This window comes from Halomonas sp. BMC6, assembly GCF_964204995.1.
In the GTDB taxonomy this organism is placed as follows: Bacteria; Pseudomonadota; Gammaproteobacteria; order Pseudomonadales; family Halomonadaceae; genus Vreelandella.
Genome location: NZ_CAXNSH010000001.1, coordinates 3523800 through 3542144, shown reverse-complemented (window position 1 = coordinate 3542144; position 18345 = coordinate 3523800). Strand labels below are relative to the sequence as shown.

The following is an 18345-nucleotide window of genomic DNA, read 5'->3' as shown; positions in this document are numbered from 1 at the left end:
GCATCAGCAGGGCTTTTTGTGTCGAGCAACGCGACGTTAGGCGTCGATGCGCTTGTACTTCATGCGCTTCGGTGTGTCATTGCCCACGCGTCTCTTGTGATCCTCTTCGTACTCGGTATAGTTGCCGTCGAAGAACACCACTTCAGAGTCGCCTTCGAACGCCAAGATGTGCGTGGCGATACGATCCAGGAACCAGCGGTCGTGAGAGATCACCATCGCGCAGCCGGGGAAGGCGAGCAGCGCCTCTTCCAGCGCGCGCAGGGTTTCGATATCCAGGTCGTTCGAGGGTTCATCCAACAACAGGACGTTGGCTCCCTGCTTCAGCGTTTGAGCCAACTGCAGGCGGCCACGCTCACCGCCGGAGAGCTCGTCCAGACGCTTCTGCTGGTCGTTACCCTTGAAGTTGAAGCGACCCACGTAAGCCCGTGAAGACACCTCATAACCGTTGATGTTGAGGATATCCTGACCATCGGATACCGCCTCCCAAACGGTTTGCTTGTCATCCAGCGCGTCCCGCAACTGTTCGACATAGGCAATATCGACGGTGTCGCCGATCACCACGTCACCGCTATCCGGCTGCTCTTTGCCGGTCACTAGCTTGAACAGCGTCGATTTACCGGCACCGTTACCCCCCACGATGCCCACGATCGCACCCGGCGGAATGGTAAAGGAGAGGTCCTGATAGAGCAGTTTGTCATCGAAGCGCTTAGTGACGTTATGAAACTCGATGACCTTGTCACCCAGGCGCGGGCCGGGCGGAATGTAGATCTCGTTGGTCTCGTTACGTTTCTGGAAGTCGCCCGACTGCATCTCTTCGAAGCGGTTAAGACGCGCTTTGCTCTTCGCTTGGCGGCCTTTGGCATTGCTGCGCACCCACTCAAGCTCTTGCTTGATGGCTTTCTGACGAGACGCTTCTTGCTTCGCTTCTTGGGTCAGGCGCTGCTCTTTCTGCTCTAGCCACTGAGAGTAGTTACCTTCGAACGGAATGCCCTGCCCCCGGTCGAGCTCGAGAATCCAGCCTGCGACGTTATCGAGGAAGTAGCGGTCGTGGGTGATTGCCACGACGGTGCCGTTGTAGTCGTGCAGGAAGCGCTCAAGCCAAGCAACGGACTCGGCATCCAAGTGGTTGGTTGGTTCGTCCAGCAGCAGCATGTCCGGGCTGGATAGCAGCAGGCGGCATAGCGCCACACGGCGGCGCTCGCCCCCAGAGAGGTGGCCGACTTTTGCCTCCCACGGCGGCAGACGCAGCGCCTCTGCGGCCACTTCCAGCTTACGCTCGAGGTTGTGCGCATCGGCTGCTTCGATGATGTTCTCAAGGCGCGCTTGCTCGCTGGCCAGGGCATCGAAATCCGCGTCAGGTTCAGCGTAGGCGGCGTAGACCGCGTCGAGCTTTTCCTGTGCTTCTTTGATGGCACCCAGCGCCTCTTCGACGGTATCCCGGACGTTTTTCTCGTCGTCGAGCTGCGGCTCCTGGGGCAGGTAGCCCACATTGATACCGGGCATCGGACGAGCTTCACCTTCAAACTCTTTATCGACACCGGCCATAATGCGCAGCAGCGTGGATTTACCGGCACCGTTCAAGCCCAGCACACCAATCTTGGCGCCAGGAAAGAACGAGAGGGAAATATCCTTGAGAATTTGCTTTTTGGGCGGCACTACTTTGCCAACCCGATTCATGGTGAATACGTATTGCGCCATGGAAATCCGTTAGGTTGTGGTAAAAGCGAGACCAGCACGAGGCTGGCTTGGTGCACAGATGATAGTGCCCAGCGCGGCTAAAGGCCAGTAAACCGGCGGCGCAAGCAGCGCCAAAAAAGAAGGGCACGCGCTCGGTGCCCCTCGGGTCGTCATTACCTTGGAACTGCTTGGCAGATTGGCAAGGCGTTACTCTTCTTCATCCCAATCGTCTTCGATTGCGCGCTGTAAACGCCGCTCTTCCAGCCACGCTTCTACCTGGCGACGGGCGCGCAGTGTATCCGCTTTACTGGGTTTGCTTTTACCGTAGTGATCGTCGTTGACGGCATCTAGGTTGTCGAACTCGTCTGCGTCAAGCCCGTCGTTGGTGTAGGTTTCACGATTTAAGGGGTCACGGCTCATGGTATGCCCTCCAACCCAAGCCGGCGCACCGGCATCACAACGGCTTCTTGCGCCATACCAATACAACCGACGTATGAAGCAAGAAGCGCCTAACGCTCATTAAGCGCCTAGGCGCTATATAGCGCCACTGGGTTGGAAGTTCAAGCGTTTTTGAAGAATGTTTGCAGCACTGCGGGCATGGGGCAGTTGGCGCGCGTTCGAGTCTCTTTGCTAAAGGTAAGCGCCCATGGCGGCTAACCGTTACTCCGCGTGCTCTTGCTGTTTTTTTAGTTCTGCCAGCGCCAACTGCGCTTCGACACGCTCCGTGACGTCTTTTTGTACCCCGATGTAGTACATCAGTTTGTCGGCTTCGTCGTAAACCGGCGTGATCGATAGCTCGTTCCAAAACATCGTGCCGTCTTTGCGGTAGTTACGCAGCACTTCACGAGAAGGGCGGCCATCCTGAAGCGCCTCACGGATCGACATGAGGGCATCTTGATCGCGATCTTCGTTTTGAAGGAAGCGGCAGTCGCGATAGAGGATTTCATCCGCACTGTAGCCCGTTAAACGTTCAAAACCTTTGTTCACGTATATCAGGATGTTTTCGTCACCTTCCTGCTCTGCAACGACGATGCCATCTTCAGAAGCGTCAACAATGCGTTCGAGTAACTCCGGGCTTATCAAGGGAGATCGTTTCATCAATGGGTTCCTGTTGCTTCTCGTCTTTCTTCGCCGTGGCGCTGTGCGTCAGCGCGGGGCGCTCTTAAGTGCAGGACGATGCAGTCTTTCACACCATCAAACAAAGGTAGGATAGCAAAAAAACAGCTAGCCACCGTGATTTGCTGACCATCATGGCGAGCGTGGTTCGGCTTTGCAATCGGCAATGCTATTCGGCCTCCGGGAGGCGCTGTGCACTGAGCATGGCGCCGATGGCCGTCAACGCCAATATCACCAGCAGCATAGCGCTGCCCAGCCACTGTGCCAATGCGCCCATCATGCCACCAACGACCAGCATTAGCACCCCGGTGAAGGTGTTGGAAAGCGCGACATACAGGGCTCTATTGTCTTGATTAGCGATGTCGACCAAATAGGTTTTACGCCCTAAACGTACGCCATGGTGAACCACCACCAGTAACGCGTACACGCCTGCGTAGGGCAGTACGCTCTGTGTCCAACTGCCCGGCAACCACGCAATCAGAGCACCCAACAGGCAGCAAATGGCCGTGCCGATGGCCGCGTCACGCATCACCCGGCGGCTGGAACGGTCCGCTCGTTTCCCCCAAATCGGGCTGGCGACCATAGCGGCTAACCCCGAGACCACGACTAGAATGCCCAGCCCGCCAAGTTCGGTGCCGCTTTGCTGTTGGCCAAGCAGGGCCACGTAGGGCAAAGCGAGTGCGCTTGATAGCAGCAGTGCCCGGGCAAGGTTGAAGTGCAGGAACGTGGCATCCTCGCGCATTAGAGACATCCCGAGCTTGATGCTGTCCCAGGCATTCTCGCCGCCTTCCACGGCACCGGGCACTTCGTTGATGCGCGCCGCGCATAGCGCATTGAGCAACCACCCGCCGGCAGCGACTCCTAATAGGGTAGCCAAGGCAACATGGCCCGGTCGGTCACCGAAGGCTACCAATACCCCGCCGGCCACCAGTGTGGCAGCACCGGCGATACTGCCACTCCAACCCATCAGCGTACCGCGACGGCGCTTGGCAATGGTCTTACCCAGTACGTCCTTGGTGGCAATCGAAGAGAGCCCCCGCGCTAGTGAGAGCAGTATGAGCGCCGCCAAGACCAGCGCCCCGCCCATCGCACCGCTTCCCATCAAAGCAAGCAGAGCAAGCACTACAGCGGCGATTGCCTGCACGGTGGCGCCCGCGACCCAGACCCATTTACGCTGTGGCTTCAAACGAATGAAGCCCGCCACGAACAGTTGCGGTAGCAGCGCGCCTGCTTCGCGGATGGGGACGAGCAAGCCCACCATCCACACCGGCGCACCGATGATACCCAGCAGCCAGGGCAGCACTAGCCGTGCGCTCGACAGCTCATCGGCGAGCTTGTTGCCTAGCGATGCCAGTAGATGAAGGAAAAAGTTGCGCGGCTGTTCTTGGCACGCGCCATCAGGAATGTCGTCGCACATCCGGCTGTCGTCGTCGCCGGTTAGCCACTCGTAAAGCTGTGTCTGTGAAACGTCCTTTTGGGCCATTGTCGGTTCCTTGGCGGTGACTCGTATAAGATGACAGAATGTCTTTAGGATGCCACATAATGCTGACGAAAGGCTTCATCGAACGCCGCGCGTAGCAAAGGAACTGATCGATAAGGATTTATACGATGGCACGCATTCATATTCGCTACTGCACCCAGTGTCAGTGGCTGCTACGCAGCGCTTGGTACGCCCAAGAGCTTCTGTCCACGTTTGGCGAACAGCTGACGGAAGTCGCACTGTCTCCCTCCCATGGCGGTACTTTCGAAATCTGGTGTGATGACACGCTGCTCTGGGAGCGCAAGCGGGATGGTGGGTTTCCCGATATCAAAACGCTCAAACGGCAGGTGCGCGACCAGATCGACCCTGCTCAGGATCTAGGACACATCGATCGATGACGCAAGATCAACGGGCGATGCTTTATGGCCTTGGGGCGGTGGCTCTGTGGTCGACCGTGGCGACGGCATTCAAGGTGGCGCTGGCGTGGATGAGCCCGCTCGAATTGATGTGGTGGGCAGCGCTGGTGTCATGGCTGCTCATGGGCGTCATCGTTCTCAAGCAAGGCAATATGGGGGTCGCGCTTCGCCGGGGGTGGCGAACAGCTCTGTGGGCGGGTGTGATGAACCCGGTAGCCTACTACCTAGTGCTATTTGCAGCCTACGATCGGCTGCCTGGCCAAGAGGCCATGGCACTGAACTATACGTGGGCATTGGCGATGGCTTTCTTGGCGGTGCCCATTTTAGGTCATCGGCTGACGCGTCTGGACGTGGTGGCAGGCCTGGTGGCCTATAGCGGTGTTTGGGTGATTGCCACCCGAGGGGAGGTGTTCAACGTCGCCTTCGAAAACCCGCTTGGGGTCGTGTTTGCGCTAGCATCCACGCTGCTATGGGCGCTCTATTGGCTGCTCAATGCCAAGGACTCCCGCCAGCCGCTGGTCGGGCAGTGGCAGAACTTCAGTGTTGGGTTACCTGTTTTAACAATTCTGTTACTTTTGGGGCCTGGGTTTCAGTGGCACGGATGGGCTGCCCTGGGGGCTGGGGTGTATGTCGGGCTGTTTGAAATGGGCATTGCTTTCGTACTATGGCAGATGGCGGTCCAGAGCATTTCTCGAACTGCCAAGGTGTCCAACCTGATTTTTCTGTCCCCTCCTGTCTCTTTATTGCTGCTTTTCTTGATCGTTGGCGAGCCCATGCGGCTCTCTACCTTGGTGGGGCTAGTGTTGATTCTATGCGGCTTGGCGATTCAGCAACTGCCGCAAGCGCGGCATGCGTCGACAGCGTAGTGTGTTTTTTTGAGGTTTTATTGTAAATTTTTGTGACTTTTGTTTTTATAGCTTGTCACTGCCGCTAAGGCGATTAACTTAAGCTAATATCATTCATCTAAGGTGCTTCTGCTCAGGCAAAATCACCAGCGATGCCATACAGCTTATTGTCAGTCAGGTAGTGCTCAGCAGCGGGTAAGCAGCCCAGGGGGTGACAATGCGTCGGTGCGTTGTTGCAAAGGAAAGGCTACTTGCTCACCAGTAGCGAAAACGATCATTAGGGAACATGGCCATGAAAGACAACGTTACAATGAAAAGAACACCTCTCGCATTTCAGCGCGCATTGCGCCCCTTGACGCTCACCACCATTGCCTGCTTGCCGCTCACGGCGCTCGCGCAGCAGCTTCCCTCCACGCTGTATGCACCTGGCACGACCGATCTCAATACCACCATCCAACAAACCATCGTGAGCAACCCGCAGGTCAACGCTGCCTGGAACAATTTCAGTGCAGCGGGAAGCGACGTTCGCGTGGCACAAGGTAACTATCTGCCATCTATTGATGTCCGGGCTGGGGTGGGGCGCCAAGACCAACAAAACGATGGTCGTGGTAGCTACAGCAGCGACTTTGCCGAGCTCACGCTGACGCAGATGGTGTTTGACGGGTTTGCGACGCGTAGCGAAGTCGAGCGATTGGACCGCACCCGACTAATTGCGTACTTCGAGCTATTGGGTGCCAGTGAAACGGTGGCGCTCGAAGCGTTTGAAACGTACCTGGATGTCTTGCGTTTCCGTGAAATGGTGCGTCTGGCGCAGGACAACTACCGCGAGCACCAGCGCGTCTTTTCGCAAATCGAAGAGCGGGCGCTTTCCGGCGCAGGGCGAGGGGTGGATCTTGAGCAAATCAGCGGTCGCCTGGCGCTGGCCGAATCCAACCTCATGACCGAAGCATCGAACCTTCACGACGTGACGGCGCGCTATCAGCGGATCGTGGGCGAGCTGCCGCCTCAAAACATGTCACCCGCACCCTCTCTGGCCGATGAACTGCCTAGTGATGTCAGTGAAGCCGTGCGGATGGCCTTCGAGGGCAACCCCGATTTTCATGCCGCCATCGAGAATATTGCCGTTCAGCGGGCGGAGCAGAACGCCGCACGGGCAGCCTTCATGCCCCGTTTGGACATTCAAGGCCGTACTGGCACGAATAACCAAGATGACGCCATTGCAGGTCGCAGCGACGAGCACAGCATTCAGCTCGTGGCAAGCATGAACCTTTACCGAGGCGGTTCTGACAGTGCTGCCTTCGACGCGGCCGCAACGCGTATCGAGCAAGCGGTCAATCAGCGTGAAGTGGCGTGTACCAACGTGCGTCAAACGACGCAAATCGCCTACAACGATACGCAACGCCTGAATGAGCAGCTGCGCTATCTGAACGATCACCGCCAATCCATCGACCGCGTCCGGGGTGCTTATCAGCAACAGTTCGATATTGGTCAGCGCACTCTGCTAGACGTTTTGGACAGCGAGAACGAATACTTCGAAGCCAGCCGGGCGTATGCCAATGCCGAATTCGATCTGACCCTGGCACATGCGCGTACGCTGGCTGCCATGGGGCAGCTCATGCAAACGTTGGAAGTCGTCCGCGACGATATTCCCACGCTGGCAGAACTGGGCTATGAAGACTTGGCGCAAGACCCAGAGATGGCGTGTGCCACCGATGGTCCGCGCGGTTTCACCCTGGAAGATTTCACGCGCGGCATTTCCGCAGCGACGATGACGAGTGAGGCCCCCGCTACCGCGTACGACGCGCCGAGCGAATCGGTAGTCATGCCGTCCGATGCGGCTGCCTATACCTACGAGGCGGTTGAGCCAGCGGCGATTGAAAGCAGTCTCTACATTCAAGTCGCATCGCTGACGGCAGAAACCCGCGCGCAGCAGCTGAGCGCCGAGTTGAGCGAGCAGCTAACGAGCCCGTCACGGGTGTATGCATCGGCGGGTAACTACCGTGTCCAGTTGGGGCCGGTGGCATCGCTGAGCGACGCACAAGTACTCCGACAAACACTTCACGGAATGGGGTATGGTGATGCCTTCGTCACCAATGGCTAGCACTACGTGCCAATGCTGGCACCCGTAATAGTCGTCGCCTGCCGTGTCATCGCGGCGGGCAGACGCATCCTCTTGGGTGCGTAGCACGAGTCGCATAATGAGTATTAGGGCAACGAGGTCTTTGTGACACAAGCAAACCTGAGTAATACGGAAGCGCCAGACTCGCTTTCGGATGAAGCCGTTTCCAATGAGCGGGATACAGGCGATGAGCTGCTCGAGTGTCTTAAGGCCATTGCCTCGTTTCATCAGCATGATGTGTCATCAGAAGCACTTCGGGCAGGTTTGCCTCTCGAACAGGGTAAGTTGACACCCTCGGTGTTTGGGCGAGCAGCTTCTCGAGCGGGGTTGACCGCGCGGATCGTAAAAAGTCGGCTGTCTGGTCTCAACCCAGCGCTGTTCCCCGCGATTCTTTTGTTAGAGCCTGGCCGTGCCTGCGTCTTGTTAGGGCTGGATGTTAAGCAAAAAAAAGCCCGCGTCATTTTCCCAGAACTCTCCGAGTCGGACGTAGAGATCTCTCTGGATGAGCTTCACGCTGGCTATAGCGGCGAAGCGATTTATGTCCGTCCCAAATTCTTAGCCGATAATGCGTCCGAACCGGGTGTCAAAAAGCGCCGAGACCAGCACTGGTTTTGGGGGGTTATTCGGGAAAATCGTCGGCTATACCGCGATATCGTTCTAGGCTCGGTGGCGATCAACCTGTTCGCCATTGCCATGCCACTGTTCGTACTCAACGTTTATGATCGCGTGGTACCTAATCAGGCAACAGAAACGCTCTGGGTGCTTGCCGTTGGTATCTTCATCGTACTTTGCTTCGACTTGGCCCTGCGGCTCATGCGCAGCAGCTTCGTCGATCTTGCCGCCAGCCGGGCAGACGTCAAACTCTCCTCGTCGATTATGGCTAAATCGCTGGGGCTGCGTTTAGAAGAGCGTCCAGCCTCGACAGGGTCGTTCACTTCCACGCTGCAGTCGTTTGAATCGGTGCGCGCTTTTATCGGTTCTGCGACCATCCTCGGCATCGTAGACTTGCCGTTCGTTCTAATGTTTGCGGCCATCATCGCGCTGATCAACCCCTGGCTGGTGTTGCCAGTATTGGTCGGGATCGTCTTTGTGCTGCTCTATGCCCTAGCGGCGCAAGGCAAGCTGCACGAACTCTCGCAAACCACCTGGGAGGTTGGGGCGCAGCGTAACTCCTTACTGGTGGAATCCATTTCCCAGTTGGAAAACGTCAAAGCGCTGCGAGCGGAAAGCCGTATTCAGCGTCATTGGGAGAAGGCCTCGGCGTTTCTATCCAAGACGGGCGCGCAGCTGAAGATGGTCAGCACATCGGTCTCGAATGTCGCGCAATGGGCGCAGCACAGCGTGGCCGTTTGCGTCATCATCGTCGGTGTGTACCAAATCATTGAAGGCAACCTCACCCAGGGAGGCTTGATCGCCGCCTATATGCTCTCTTCACGAGCCATGGCACCCATCAGCCAAGCCGCTGCGCTGCTGGCGCAGTACCACCAGTCTTCCACCGCATTGGATTCCTTGAATGCGGTCATGGATAAAAAAGTGGAGCGTCACGAAGGTAAAGCGTACGTAGAGAAGCCCAGCTTTGCGGGTAACATTCGTTTGGAAAAAGTGACGCTGCGCTACCCCAACGAAGAGCGAGACGCTTTGAAGGATGTCTCCATTACGGTCAAGGCCGGCGAGAAAGTGGCGCTTCTTGGGCGCATCGGCTGCGGAAAGTCGTCACTCAACAAGCTCGTGCTGGGGTTCTATCAGCCCACCTCTGGGGCGGTGCTGGTCGACAACGTCGATATTCGTCAGCTCGACCCGTTGCAGCTACGTCGCCATATCGGCTACGTACCCCAGGATGTCAGCCTGTTTTCGGGCTCACTGCGGGATAATATCGTGGCCGGGGGCGGCAGTGACCGCGTGGACGACGATGCATTGCTTCGAGCGATTGAGTTAGCGGGTCTGGAAAACTTGGTTAATAGCCATCCTCATGGGGTCGACCTCCAAGTCGGTGAGCGTGGCCAAGCGCTGTCGGGAGGCCAGAAACAGTCGGTCGCCATCGCGCGAGCGCTGGTCCAAGACCCTCCGATTCTGCTGCTGGATGAGCCCACCAGCTCCATGGATAACGCCAGTGAAGAGGCGTTCAAAGCCAACTTAAAAAACGTCGCGGCGGGTAAAACCATTCTTGTGGTGACTCACCGTACCTCGCTGCTCTCCCTGGTAGATCGCATTATTGTGATGGATGCAGGCAAAGTGGTGGCCGATGGCCCGCGGGATACCGTGGTTGAAGCACTACGTAAAGGGCAAATCGGGAGGGCCTCATAATGGCGCGTAAATCCTCCTCTACGTCCGAGCAGAAAGGCTTTGAAGCGATTGGCCGTTTCTCTGAAAAGGGCCAAAAACCGTTCCGTCCCTTCATGGATCGCCTGTTTGCCAAGCGGGTGACCTCCGCCCACCTCAATCGTGATTGGGCCAGCGACACCGACTGGGCGCGAATGCAGCAAGAACCCATTCGTGCGCGATTATTTCTGTACACCGTACTGTTGACCATCATCGCGCTGTTGGTATGGGCCTACTTTGCCGCGATCGATGAAGTAACGCGAGGGGCAGGGCGCGTGATTCCCGCCAGTCAGCTTCAGCGTATCCAGTCATTCGATGGTGGCGTCGTCGAGCAAATCATGGTGCGAGAAGGGCAGGTCGTGAGCGCGGGTGAAGTACTGATGCAGATCGACCCTACCCGGTTCGTGTCTGACTTTCGTGAAAACCGTGCCCAGCGATTTGCATTGGAAGCGCGTGCCGAGCGCCTTCGCGCGCTGGCGACCGGCACCGCCTTCGAGCCTTCCGAAGAGCTGCGTCAGGAAGTGCCCAATATCGTCATGCAAGAGCGTGAAGTGTACGAAAGTCGTCGCGAAGAGCTGCGTGAGCAAGAGAACGTGTTGGAAGACAGAATTCGCCAGCGTGAACAAGAGCTTCGCGAGGCCGAGGCCCGCCGAGACACGGCAGGGCGCGAAGCCAGCATGGCGAGCCAGGAGCTCAATTTGACGCGCCCGCTGCTGGCGTCAGGCGCAGTGTCCGAAGTCGAAGTGCTGCGCTTGCAAAGGGAAGTGTCCCGCGCCACCGGCGAGCGTAACCAAGCCGACGCGGCCGTTTCTCGTTTAGAAGCGGCGGTCGAAGAGGCTGAAACACAGCTACGTGAACTAGGTGCCGAGCGCCGCAGCGAGTGGCGTAATGACCTAGCCCAGGCGCTAGGTGATCTCAACGCGCTGCAGCAGTCCGGAACCGGGCTTCAAGACCGGGTGCGGCTGACGGAAATTCGCTCACCGGTCGATGGGATCGTTCAACGTATCCACATCAATACGATTGGCGGAGTGGCCCAGCCGGGGCAAGAAGTCGTGGAGATCGTCCCCAGCGATGACCAACTACTGGTTGAAGCGCGTATTGCGCCTCAAGACATCGCGTTTCTACACCCGGGACAGCCTGCGACGATCAAACTGACCGCCTACGATTACGCCATCTATGGTGGGCTGCAAGCCGAACTTGAGCACATCAGTGCCGACACCATTACAGATGAAGAGGGCAATACCTTCTACTTGGTACGGGTGCGCAGTTTAGAAAACGAAAACGTCGCCGACCGGCTGCAGGTAATACCGGGTATGACGGCGCAGGTGGATATCGTCACCGGTAAGCGAACGGTGATGCAGTTCATGCTAAAACCTGTTTTGAGAGCGTGGCGAGATTCCATGGGGGAGCGCTGATGAAACATTGGTTCATAACAACGGATGGCAGTATCAAAGCCCGCTGGAAAAAAGCGTTTCGAGATATCTCGCCGCTTTCACCTAATGCCTGTCATCAGGTAACTACGAATGATCTCGTTTGGATTTCGACCACTTTAAATGAATGGCCTGCGCTGGTACCCCTGTTGGCGGGGCAGGGTGCCATAGTGGTTGTCATGAGCTACACGCCCGATGACCGTCAAGCACTTACCGCTCTAGATTTAGGCGCACGCGGCTATGTTCATACTCTGGCTGCTTCCGAAGTGCTGAATCAGGTAGCCCTGGTGGTCACTAATAAAGGTGTGTGGGTAGGGCAAGAGCTGCTGACTAAGGTGCTGGCGGGGTCATTTAAGGCTCTTCAGCAGCGTGTGGAGCCTGATCGCTACCAACATAGCGAATACTTAGCGTTACTCTCCGAGCGCGAGCGGGGCGTCGCGCTGGCGGTGGCACGCGGTGCCACCAACAAAGAAGTTGCTCTCCAGTTAAATATTACCGAACGAACGGTGAAGGCACATATGAGCGCTATTTTCAAAAAGCTGGCCGTACGCGACCGGCTTCAACTGATTTTGAAGTTAGCGCCGGTGGCTGAGAGTGTATCCCAGTAATGAGTGACCCTAGAACACAGGAGGCGCTAGAAAGCTTAGGCAATACGATAATGCCAATGTGGTTAAACCGGCATGCAGTACCACTAGCCTTTCAGCCATTAATGTTGGTGTCTGTCAGTGACGGGCGTCAACGCGCACAGGTCGCCACTGTATCGTTGGATGTAGCTAGCTTGCAGGAAGGCCGCTGGTCATCGCTATGGCCTATCGTGTTGCAAGAGGTGAATCGGCTCCAGCATAAATTCCAACACCCTTTGATATGGTGCCGTGTAGAGTGGCCTTTTGCGGTACGTGAATGGCGCTGGGGTGACTTCAAGCAAGAGCTTAAACGTTACAAGCGTAGCTACTTTCGCAGCGGCTTGGCATTTGAAGGTAAGCGCGCGCCAAGGCTGCTGTTGAGCGAGATGGAGCTGAACGCCAATGCCTGCCTGTATGCGGGACACCAGGTGGGGCATGCGGATATTCATCAGGCGCACCTTGAGCGCTATTTCAAGGCCCGCCATGGCTCCAGCCAAATGCCGAGCTTTGCGGATGATATGCCGGTCTGGAGTTTCTCTACCGCAGGGGTGTTTGTCGATCTCAGTGATGAAGCGCCAAGCGTTCATGCGTTGAGCACCCAGCCGCGATTCTGGGGCCGTCGAGAGGTCTCTCCTTTAAGTGCTGCTTCCACAGCAGCGCTCATTGCACGTTCTACCCGCTTTTTAGGCCAACAAGTAAAGCCGAATGGTCGCTACGTATATGGCTATTTTCCCTGTTTTCATCGTGAAATCGGCACTTATAACGTGCTTCGTCATGCTAGTAGTACTTACGCCCTACTGGAAGGCTATGAAACGTGCCGTGCCCAACGGTTGCTTGATGAGGGGCAGCTAGCGCAGTTACGCCAGCAAATTAGCGCTGCGCTCTCAAGTCTGTGCGCCCAAGATATTATTCAACGCGAAGAGGCGGCTTACGTCGTTGATACGGGCAACCTGATTAAACTGGGCGCCAATGCGGTCGCTATTCTTGCTCTCGTTAAGTATCAGCAGGTGATGGGCGATGAGCGCTATGAAAGTGTGGCCAGTGCGCTGGCACTGGGCATTGTGCGTATGCAGGAGCCGGACGGAAGCTTTGTCCATGTTCTGAACGCGGATGATTTGTCGGTTAAAGAAAAGACGCGGATTATCTATTACGACGGGGAAGCCGCGTTTGCGCTGATGCGGCTTTATGGGCAAACCCAACACCGCCCGTGGCTGGACTGTGTGGTGAAAGCATTTGATTTTTTTATCGCCAATGGTCATGAGAAAGCGCACGATCACTGGTTGGCCTACTGTACGAATGAGCTACTGGCGTATCGTCCAGAGCGTCGCTACTTCGACTTTGCCGTACGCAATGTCGCGGGGTATGTTGATTTTATCCGTGATCGCATCACGACTTTCCCCACGCTCCTTGAACTCTCTATGGCGTTTCATAAAACGCTACTGAAGCTGGAAAGCGTGCCAGAGTTCGCTGATGTGATGCATCACTTTAACGTTGATGAGTTTTATCAGGCCCTGCATACCCGAGCTAACTACCTGCTCAATGGTTTTTTCTGGCCAGAAGTGGCCATGTATTTTAAAGCTCCTCATACGGTGCTTGATGGTTTCTTTATTCGCCATCATGGCTTTCGGGTACGTATCGATGATGTTGAACACTACCTTTCTGGTTTAGTGGCTTATCAACAGATGCTGCTGCATGGGCGGCAGGCGAAGATACGCCAACCTGGACAAGGCATATTAGATGCTGAATCGCTGGTAATGGTAGCCAAAGGCCATTGGAGCGAGGCACCCCCGGCAGGCTGGCAGGCAGAGGGACTGTGTTGTAAACAGCAATTCTTTCAACTTGGCCAAATAGTTGTTGATTTTGGTAAACACAAAGATAAAAGCTTTTTAACTCCTAATGTAGTGTTGGAATTATCTAGAAAAGGTGCTGCTGCAGTACTGTGTGAAGAAGCTAGCGCGTATCGTGAGGCAGGCGTTCCAGTGCTTCAGGTAGATGACGTACGCAAAGCAGTGCTAGCGATTGGCCAGCACCAGCGTCGGCAGTTTACAGGACGAGTGGTCGGTGTCACCGGTAGTGCGGGGAAGACCACAGTGGTGGCGATGCTGGCGCATGCATTGCGTAGCGACAAAGCGGTCGGGTATAGCCGGGGAAGCGCAAACTTACCGGTAGGGGTTGCCTGGAATCTCGCTTCCATGCCACAGACGGCACAGTACTGGGCGGTCGAAATGGCCATTGGCTCCATGTTGGTTAATACTGAGCTGGCGCGACCTGATCTCGCTATTATTACCAATATTGCTGCTTCTCATCTTATTTATCACCGCTCTTTGGATGAAATCGCCCGAAAAAAAGCCCATATATTCAAGAGAATGTCGCCAGGAGGCGTCGCCATTCTCTATCGAGATGGTGCCCATTATGAGTATTTAGCACAGCAGGCGACACACCATCGTTTAAACGTCATCACCTTTGGGGAGCACGCTGAGGCAGATATACGGCTGGTGCAGTACACCGAGAAGGCTGGCCTAGTGAGCATTGATGGTGCTTTATACCCCGTGACTCTTGGTGCTGCCGGGCGTCACATGCTGCTGAACGCAATGGCAGTATTGGCTGTGGCACGGCACGATCATGTAAATATATCGGCGGTGATCGAGCGCTTGAGTACTTTTCAGGCAGTTGCCGGAAGAGGTGAGGTCAAACATCTCCACCATCACGGCATGCCCATCACGGTGCATGATGAAGCCTACAATGCGAACCCCCTCTCGATGGGGATGGCCTTAGAAACCTTTGCTTCACTGCCTGTTCAGGCTGACGAAAAACTCGTGATCCTTGGGGATATGCTGGAGCTAGGGGAAGAGGCTGACACCTTGCATCTTCGCTTGGCTCCTCACATCAGCGCAGTGGGTGCTCGCCGAGTGTTGTTATGTGGCCCGCTTTGCCAAACGCTGGTGCCCGCATTGGGCGGGGAAGCCAACGGCGTCTTTCATTACCCTAACGTCGTAGCGCTGAAAGAGGCACTCGTGCAGCATTTACGACCCAGTGATAACGTGTTGGTGAAAGCGTCTCATGGTGTAGGCCTTTATTCGTTGTTTGCTGACTCTTCTCGTGACTAAACCCTGGTGGGTGAGCGCGTTTCGGGCTGGGGCACTGCTGTTACTCAGCGCTGTGTGGAGTGTAATGCCTACCATGGCAGAGGAGATGGTAGCGTCTCAGCCTGCGGGTATCTGCCATCTCCTATCGCGTGAGCCGCCCCTTGCATCCGTAGCAGCTACTCACGCTTTTGCCCCGCGGGCGGATGCCACTAGTGATACAGGCGTGCGTTTCTTTGTGGATTCCGTTCATGAACGTGACATAGACCACATGCGGCAAGAGGATATAGAGCGTCAGCTAGCGGCAGCGGATGCGCTCTACCAAGAGGTGCTTCACCTGACACCGCCGCTGCAAATGCCCCGCTACCAGCAGGCCGATTTTATGATGGTGATTCTGCGCGCTGACCAAACCAGTGGCGGCCAAGCCTATGATGAAGTAGTTCGCACTCCCTCGGTGCCAGAGTGTCATATCCGTATGGCGCTGGGTGGGCAAGTGGATGCGGCCCATAATCTCACCCCTGCCCATGAGCTTTTCCACCTCTATCAGAACGCCCATATGATGTTTAAGCAGGCTTGGGTGCATGAAGGGCTGGCGCGATGGTCGGAATCGCTGCTCCGCGGGGATGGCCATCCAGGGCCAGCACTACCTGCCGACAGAGACGCGTTGGAAGCGGTCATGCAATCCTCTTATTCAGCGGTCGCTTTCTGGCAGCGGCTGTTTTATCTGACAGACACTCAGGGCGATGTTGCTGTTCCTGAGGCGCTGGTCAGCCAGCGCTATCACAACGGTCAACCCATCGTGGCCTTGGGCCGCCTTTATGGTGCTGACTTTATGCCGCACCTGTTCGCTGAGCTACATCAAGCAGGGGTAGCGGTGTCTTATCGAGAACAGTGGCCCATCTATGGCTGGGCCGAGGCAGAGCAGCGCAGCCCAAGGCATAACCCCGCTATCCTTTCCGCTTTATATAAAGCCGTGTCAACGTATCTCCCGGTAGCATCACAGCCAGATGAATTGCGGGCGTTTATGCAATTAATTGCCCCTCTTATGGAGTAGTCAGCCGCTCATGTCAGGAAGAGAAGGGCAAGCCGTCCACCGAGCGCACATCCGCGCGCTGATGCGTGCACTGGCCAGTGAAGTGCTATGGCCATTTCGCTGGCGTGTACTGACCATCCTCCTGATGCAGGTGGCGACCCAGGTGCTCTTGTTAGCCAGCTTGGTCCTTCCATGGCAGCTTCTTCAGGTGCTAATGACTGGCCAAAGCCGGCTGACGGGATGGATGCCCTGTATCCACAGTGATCAAGATCAAATCGCTATTTTGTTAGCGTTAGCTGTTTTCTGCTTTTGTGCTTACGCCCTACTTCAGTGGCTGATCAGGCATGCCATCGCACATTTTGCCAGTGCCATACTGCAATCCCTAAATAAAACACGACTGGTTGCGAATCACCGTTTGCTGGGCAATCGTGTACTTACCGTTGTGTTAAACGCGTTGTCTTCTTCGGTGATTGCTCTGCTGTTTTGTTGTGTGATTGCCCTGTTGCACCCGCTGCTAGCGTTACTAGCGGCCATATGTGTGCTGATATTGACAGCTGTGGTTATGCACTACTACCGCTATGAAAAAGTACAGATCATTCAGGATACGTTGCAAAGCAATGTCCTTACCGTGATCAATATCAGCTTTGCGTTAGGCTTTTCGATCCTCGTGCTAGATTATCTTTACGGATCTGTTCGTCCGCTGTTAACGCTTTTTATTTTACTTATTTCAATGCGCCAAATGATGGCGGCCAGCTTGAATGGATTAGTCAACTTCCTGGGTGTTATCAAACATTTTCAGTCGATTAACATGCTATTGCTGCCGCGTGACCGGCATGTTTCGCTGTTAGAAACCACCGACTTTGTAAAACGTTTTGAATCCAACACCCTGCCACAGTGGCTAACAGCATGGATCGCGGAACGTTATGGCCACCACATGTCGTATCACATCATCGAGTGCCGACTGTTACATGGGCGTTCGGTGGCACAGGTGTTAATACAGGTTATTGATGAAAGCGATTGCACGCACTACTGGCTGTTGAAATGCTACAAACCGTCACGGGAAAATGAAGCCTTACATGAAAGTGCGCTTTTAACAGAAGTGGGTGGCTATCGTATGGATACACAGCTGACGGTGCCGATATTGTGTGACCACGGCCGATTGCCTTGGTGCTATTACCTCCTCCTGGAGATGGGAGAGCAGCAGCCTAGGTGGCTAAATTCCGAAGAGCGTAAGCCTTGGATGGCAGCGCTTCGCCAAACCCTTATGAAAATGCCGTTATCGCATGCGCTGCACACGCAATACATGGCTACTTTTGCCTCCCTCCCAGAGCGCATGAAAAAAATAGAGGCCAAGCACTTTGGCTACTTAACTCACGATGATCAGCAGGCCTTTCAAGTAGAGCCCTTTATGCAGCGTTGGCCTCATATTATTGCCGCCGTGGAAAAAGTGCCTTACTGCCTTACCCTTCATAATCCGAGTAGTGCCCGCTTCGCTATGCTTGAAACACATCCACTTCTGCTGGATTGGCAGGGGTGGAGCTATGACTCTTTGGGGGCCCACTGGCCGCTTTCTGCCAAGCTATATAAAGAAGTATTGAAGGTGGTGAGTGCTCAATGGGCACAACTGAGTGAAAGGCAGGAGTGGTTAGCGCTCTCTTCACCTGAAAGAGCTTCTCATCACATTGCCTTAGCCGCCCGTGCCCATGAGTTTTGCCAGCGTTGCCAAACGCACAACGACTCAGGCGCCCTGAATATGCTGAATGGCATTATCAAAGCCTACGACGCTATGAGTGGGGTAAACACATAAATCAACGCCTCTAAGTACCCGCTAATACAGAGTTTTAGAGCCCTCTGACAACGTTTGCCGCTCCCTATGTACGTATTGTCCACCGGTACAATATAAATACGCCGTTAACAGGGCTAGCCTTAGTACAAAATGCCGCTAATAGTCCTCTATTTTGCTGAGTGCTTACCAATGCGGCGACCCCTTAAATGTAGCGGTGGGCGGAGTAAACAACATGGCAACAGTAATCGCGATCACAGGTCAAGCATGGGCGCGTGATGAAGACGGTAACCTGCGTGAGTTGCGCATCGGTGACGTGATTCAAGAAGGCGAAACGCTCATAACGTCTGCAGATGGTCGAGTAGACCTGGACTTTGCCGACGGCACAGGTGCCAATGTTGTTGAAGGTGGACAAGAAGTC

At 55.5% G+C, this 18345-nt stretch carries 13 protein-coding genes; 9 read left to right on the top strand and 4 right to left on the bottom strand.

Features of this window, described 5'->3' with window-relative positions:
* Positions 1-36 precede the first annotated feature (36 nt).
* The 4 genes from ettA to AB6K10_RS17045 all read right to left on the bottom strand — a co-directional run bounded on the left by ettA (position 37) and on the right by AB6K10_RS17045 (position 4276).
* Positions 37-1698, bottom strand: coding sequence for an energy-dependent translational throttle protein EttA (gene ettA, locus AB6K10_RS17060; protein WP_339119424.1), 1662 nt, complete (start codon positions 1696-1698; stop codon positions 37-39).
* Between the two features lie 186 nt (positions 1699-1884).
* Entirely contained in the window at positions 1885-2097 is a 213-nt protein-coding gene (locus AB6K10_RS17055; RefSeq protein ID WP_044628513.1) for a PA3496 family putative envelope integrity protein, read from the bottom strand.
* 240 nt (positions 2098-2337) lie between these two features.
* The gene (locus AB6K10_RS17050) at positions 2338-2775 is read right to left on the bottom strand and encodes a PAS domain S-box protein (protein WP_139526853.1); all 438 of its coding nucleotides are present in this window, start codon (positions 2773-2775) and stop codon (positions 2338-2340) included.
* Positions 2776-2962: 187 nt separating this feature from the next.
* A complete protein-coding gene (locus AB6K10_RS17045) occupies positions 2963-4276 on the bottom strand; it encodes an MFS transporter (RefSeq protein ID WP_339119423.1) in 1314 nt (437 codons plus the stop codon).
* Positions 4277-4401: 125 nt separating this feature from the next.
* Here AB6K10_RS17045 and AB6K10_RS17040 point away from each other — a divergent pair, with 125 nt between their 5' ends.
* From AB6K10_RS17040 to AB6K10_RS17000, 9 genes are all read left to right on the top strand, one after another.
* Positions 4402-4671: a SelT/SelW/SelH family protein gene (locus tag AB6K10_RS17040; protein WP_253027689.1), complete on the top strand. Its 270-nt coding sequence runs from the start codon at positions 4402-4404 to the stop codon at positions 4669-4671.
* Entirely contained in the window at positions 4668-5555 is an 888-nt protein-coding gene (locus AB6K10_RS17035; protein WP_339119422.1) for a DMT family transporter, read from the top strand. Before AB6K10_RS17040 ends, AB6K10_RS17035 begins: the two co-directional genes overlap by 4 nt.
* Positions 5556-5826: 271 nt before the next feature.
* Positions 5827-7635 carry a TolC family outer membrane protein gene (locus AB6K10_RS17030; RefSeq protein WP_339119421.1) on the top strand — a complete coding sequence of 603 codons (1809 nt, stop codon included), beginning with the start codon at positions 5827-5829 and terminating at the stop codon, positions 7633-7635.
* Between the two features lie 123 nt (positions 7636-7758).
* A complete protein-coding gene (locus AB6K10_RS17025) occupies positions 7759-9957 on the top strand; it encodes a type I secretion system permease/ATPase (RefSeq protein ID WP_285263150.1) in 2199 nt (732 codons plus the stop codon).
* Positions 9957-11387, top strand: a complete 1431-nt coding sequence (locus tag AB6K10_RS17020; protein WP_253018125.1) for an HlyD family type I secretion periplasmic adaptor subunit — start codon at positions 9957-9959, stop codon at positions 11385-11387. Before AB6K10_RS17025 ends, AB6K10_RS17020 begins: the two co-directional genes overlap by 1 nt.
* 194 nt (positions 11388-11581) lie before the next feature.
* Complete coding sequence (locus AB6K10_RS17015) at positions 11582-12010, top strand: response regulator transcription factor (protein WP_339119420.1); 429 nt, start codon at positions 11582-11584, stop codon at positions 12008-12010.
* Positions 12011-12060: 50 nt separating this feature from the next.
* The gene (gene murF, locus AB6K10_RS17010) at positions 12061-15132 is read left to right on the top strand and encodes a UDP-N-acetylmuramoyl-tripeptide--D-alanyl-D-alanine ligase (protein WP_339119419.1); all 3072 of its coding nucleotides are present in this window, start codon (positions 12061-12063) and stop codon (positions 15130-15132) included.
* Between the two features lie 64 nt (positions 15133-15196).
* Positions 15197-16162: a hypothetical protein gene (locus AB6K10_RS17005; RefSeq protein WP_339119418.1), complete on the top strand. Its 966-nt coding sequence runs from the start codon at positions 15197-15199 to the stop codon at positions 16160-16162.
* A gap of 10 nt (positions 16163-16172) precedes the next feature.
* Positions 16173-17948, top strand: a complete 1776-nt coding sequence (locus tag AB6K10_RS17000; RefSeq protein ID WP_339119417.1) for an ABC transporter ATP-binding protein — start codon at positions 16173-16175, stop codon at positions 17946-17948.
* The last annotated feature ends 397 nt before the right edge of the window (positions 17949-18345 follow it).

Coding starts and splice junctions, on each gene's coding strand:
- ettA (WP_339119424.1), bottom strand. CDS start 1,698: ATGGCGCAATACGTATTCACCATGAATCGGGTTGGCAAAGTAGTGCCG.
- AB6K10_RS17055 (WP_044628513.1), bottom strand. CDS start 2,097: ATGAGCCGTGACCCCTTAAATCGTGAAACCTACACCAACGACGGGCTT.
- AB6K10_RS17050 (WP_139526853.1), bottom strand. CDS start 2,775: ATGAAACGATCTCCCTTGATAAGCCCGGAGTTACTCGAACGCATTGTT.
- AB6K10_RS17045 (WP_339119423.1), bottom strand. CDS start 4,276: ATGGCCCAAAAGGACGTTTCACAGACACAGCTTTACGAGTGGCTAACC.
- AB6K10_RS17040 (WP_253027689.1), top strand. CDS start 4,402: ATGGCACGCATTCATATTCGCTACTGCACCCAGTGTCAGTGGCTGCTA.
- AB6K10_RS17035 (WP_339119422.1), top strand. CDS start 4,668: ATGACGCAAGATCAACGGGCGATGCTTTATGGCCTTGGGGCGGTGGCT.
- AB6K10_RS17030 (WP_339119421.1), top strand. CDS start 5,827: ATGAAAGACAACGTTACAATGAAAAGAACACCTCTCGCATTTCAGCGC.
- AB6K10_RS17020 (WP_253018125.1), top strand. CDS start 9,957: ATGGCGCGTAAATCCTCCTCTACGTCCGAGCAGAAAGGCTTTGAAGCG.
- AB6K10_RS17015 (WP_339119420.1), top strand. CDS start 11,582: ATGAGCTACACGCCCGATGACCGTCAAGCACTTACCGCTCTAGATTTA.
- murF (WP_339119419.1), top strand. CDS start 12,061: ATGCCAATGTGGTTAAACCGGCATGCAGTACCACTAGCCTTTCAGCCA.
- AB6K10_RS17005 (WP_339119418.1), top strand. CDS start 15,197: ATGCCTACCATGGCAGAGGAGATGGTAGCGTCTCAGCCTGCGGGTATC.
- AB6K10_RS17000 (WP_339119417.1), top strand. CDS start 16,173: ATGTCAGGAAGAGAAGGGCAAGCCGTCCACCGAGCGCACATCCGCGCG.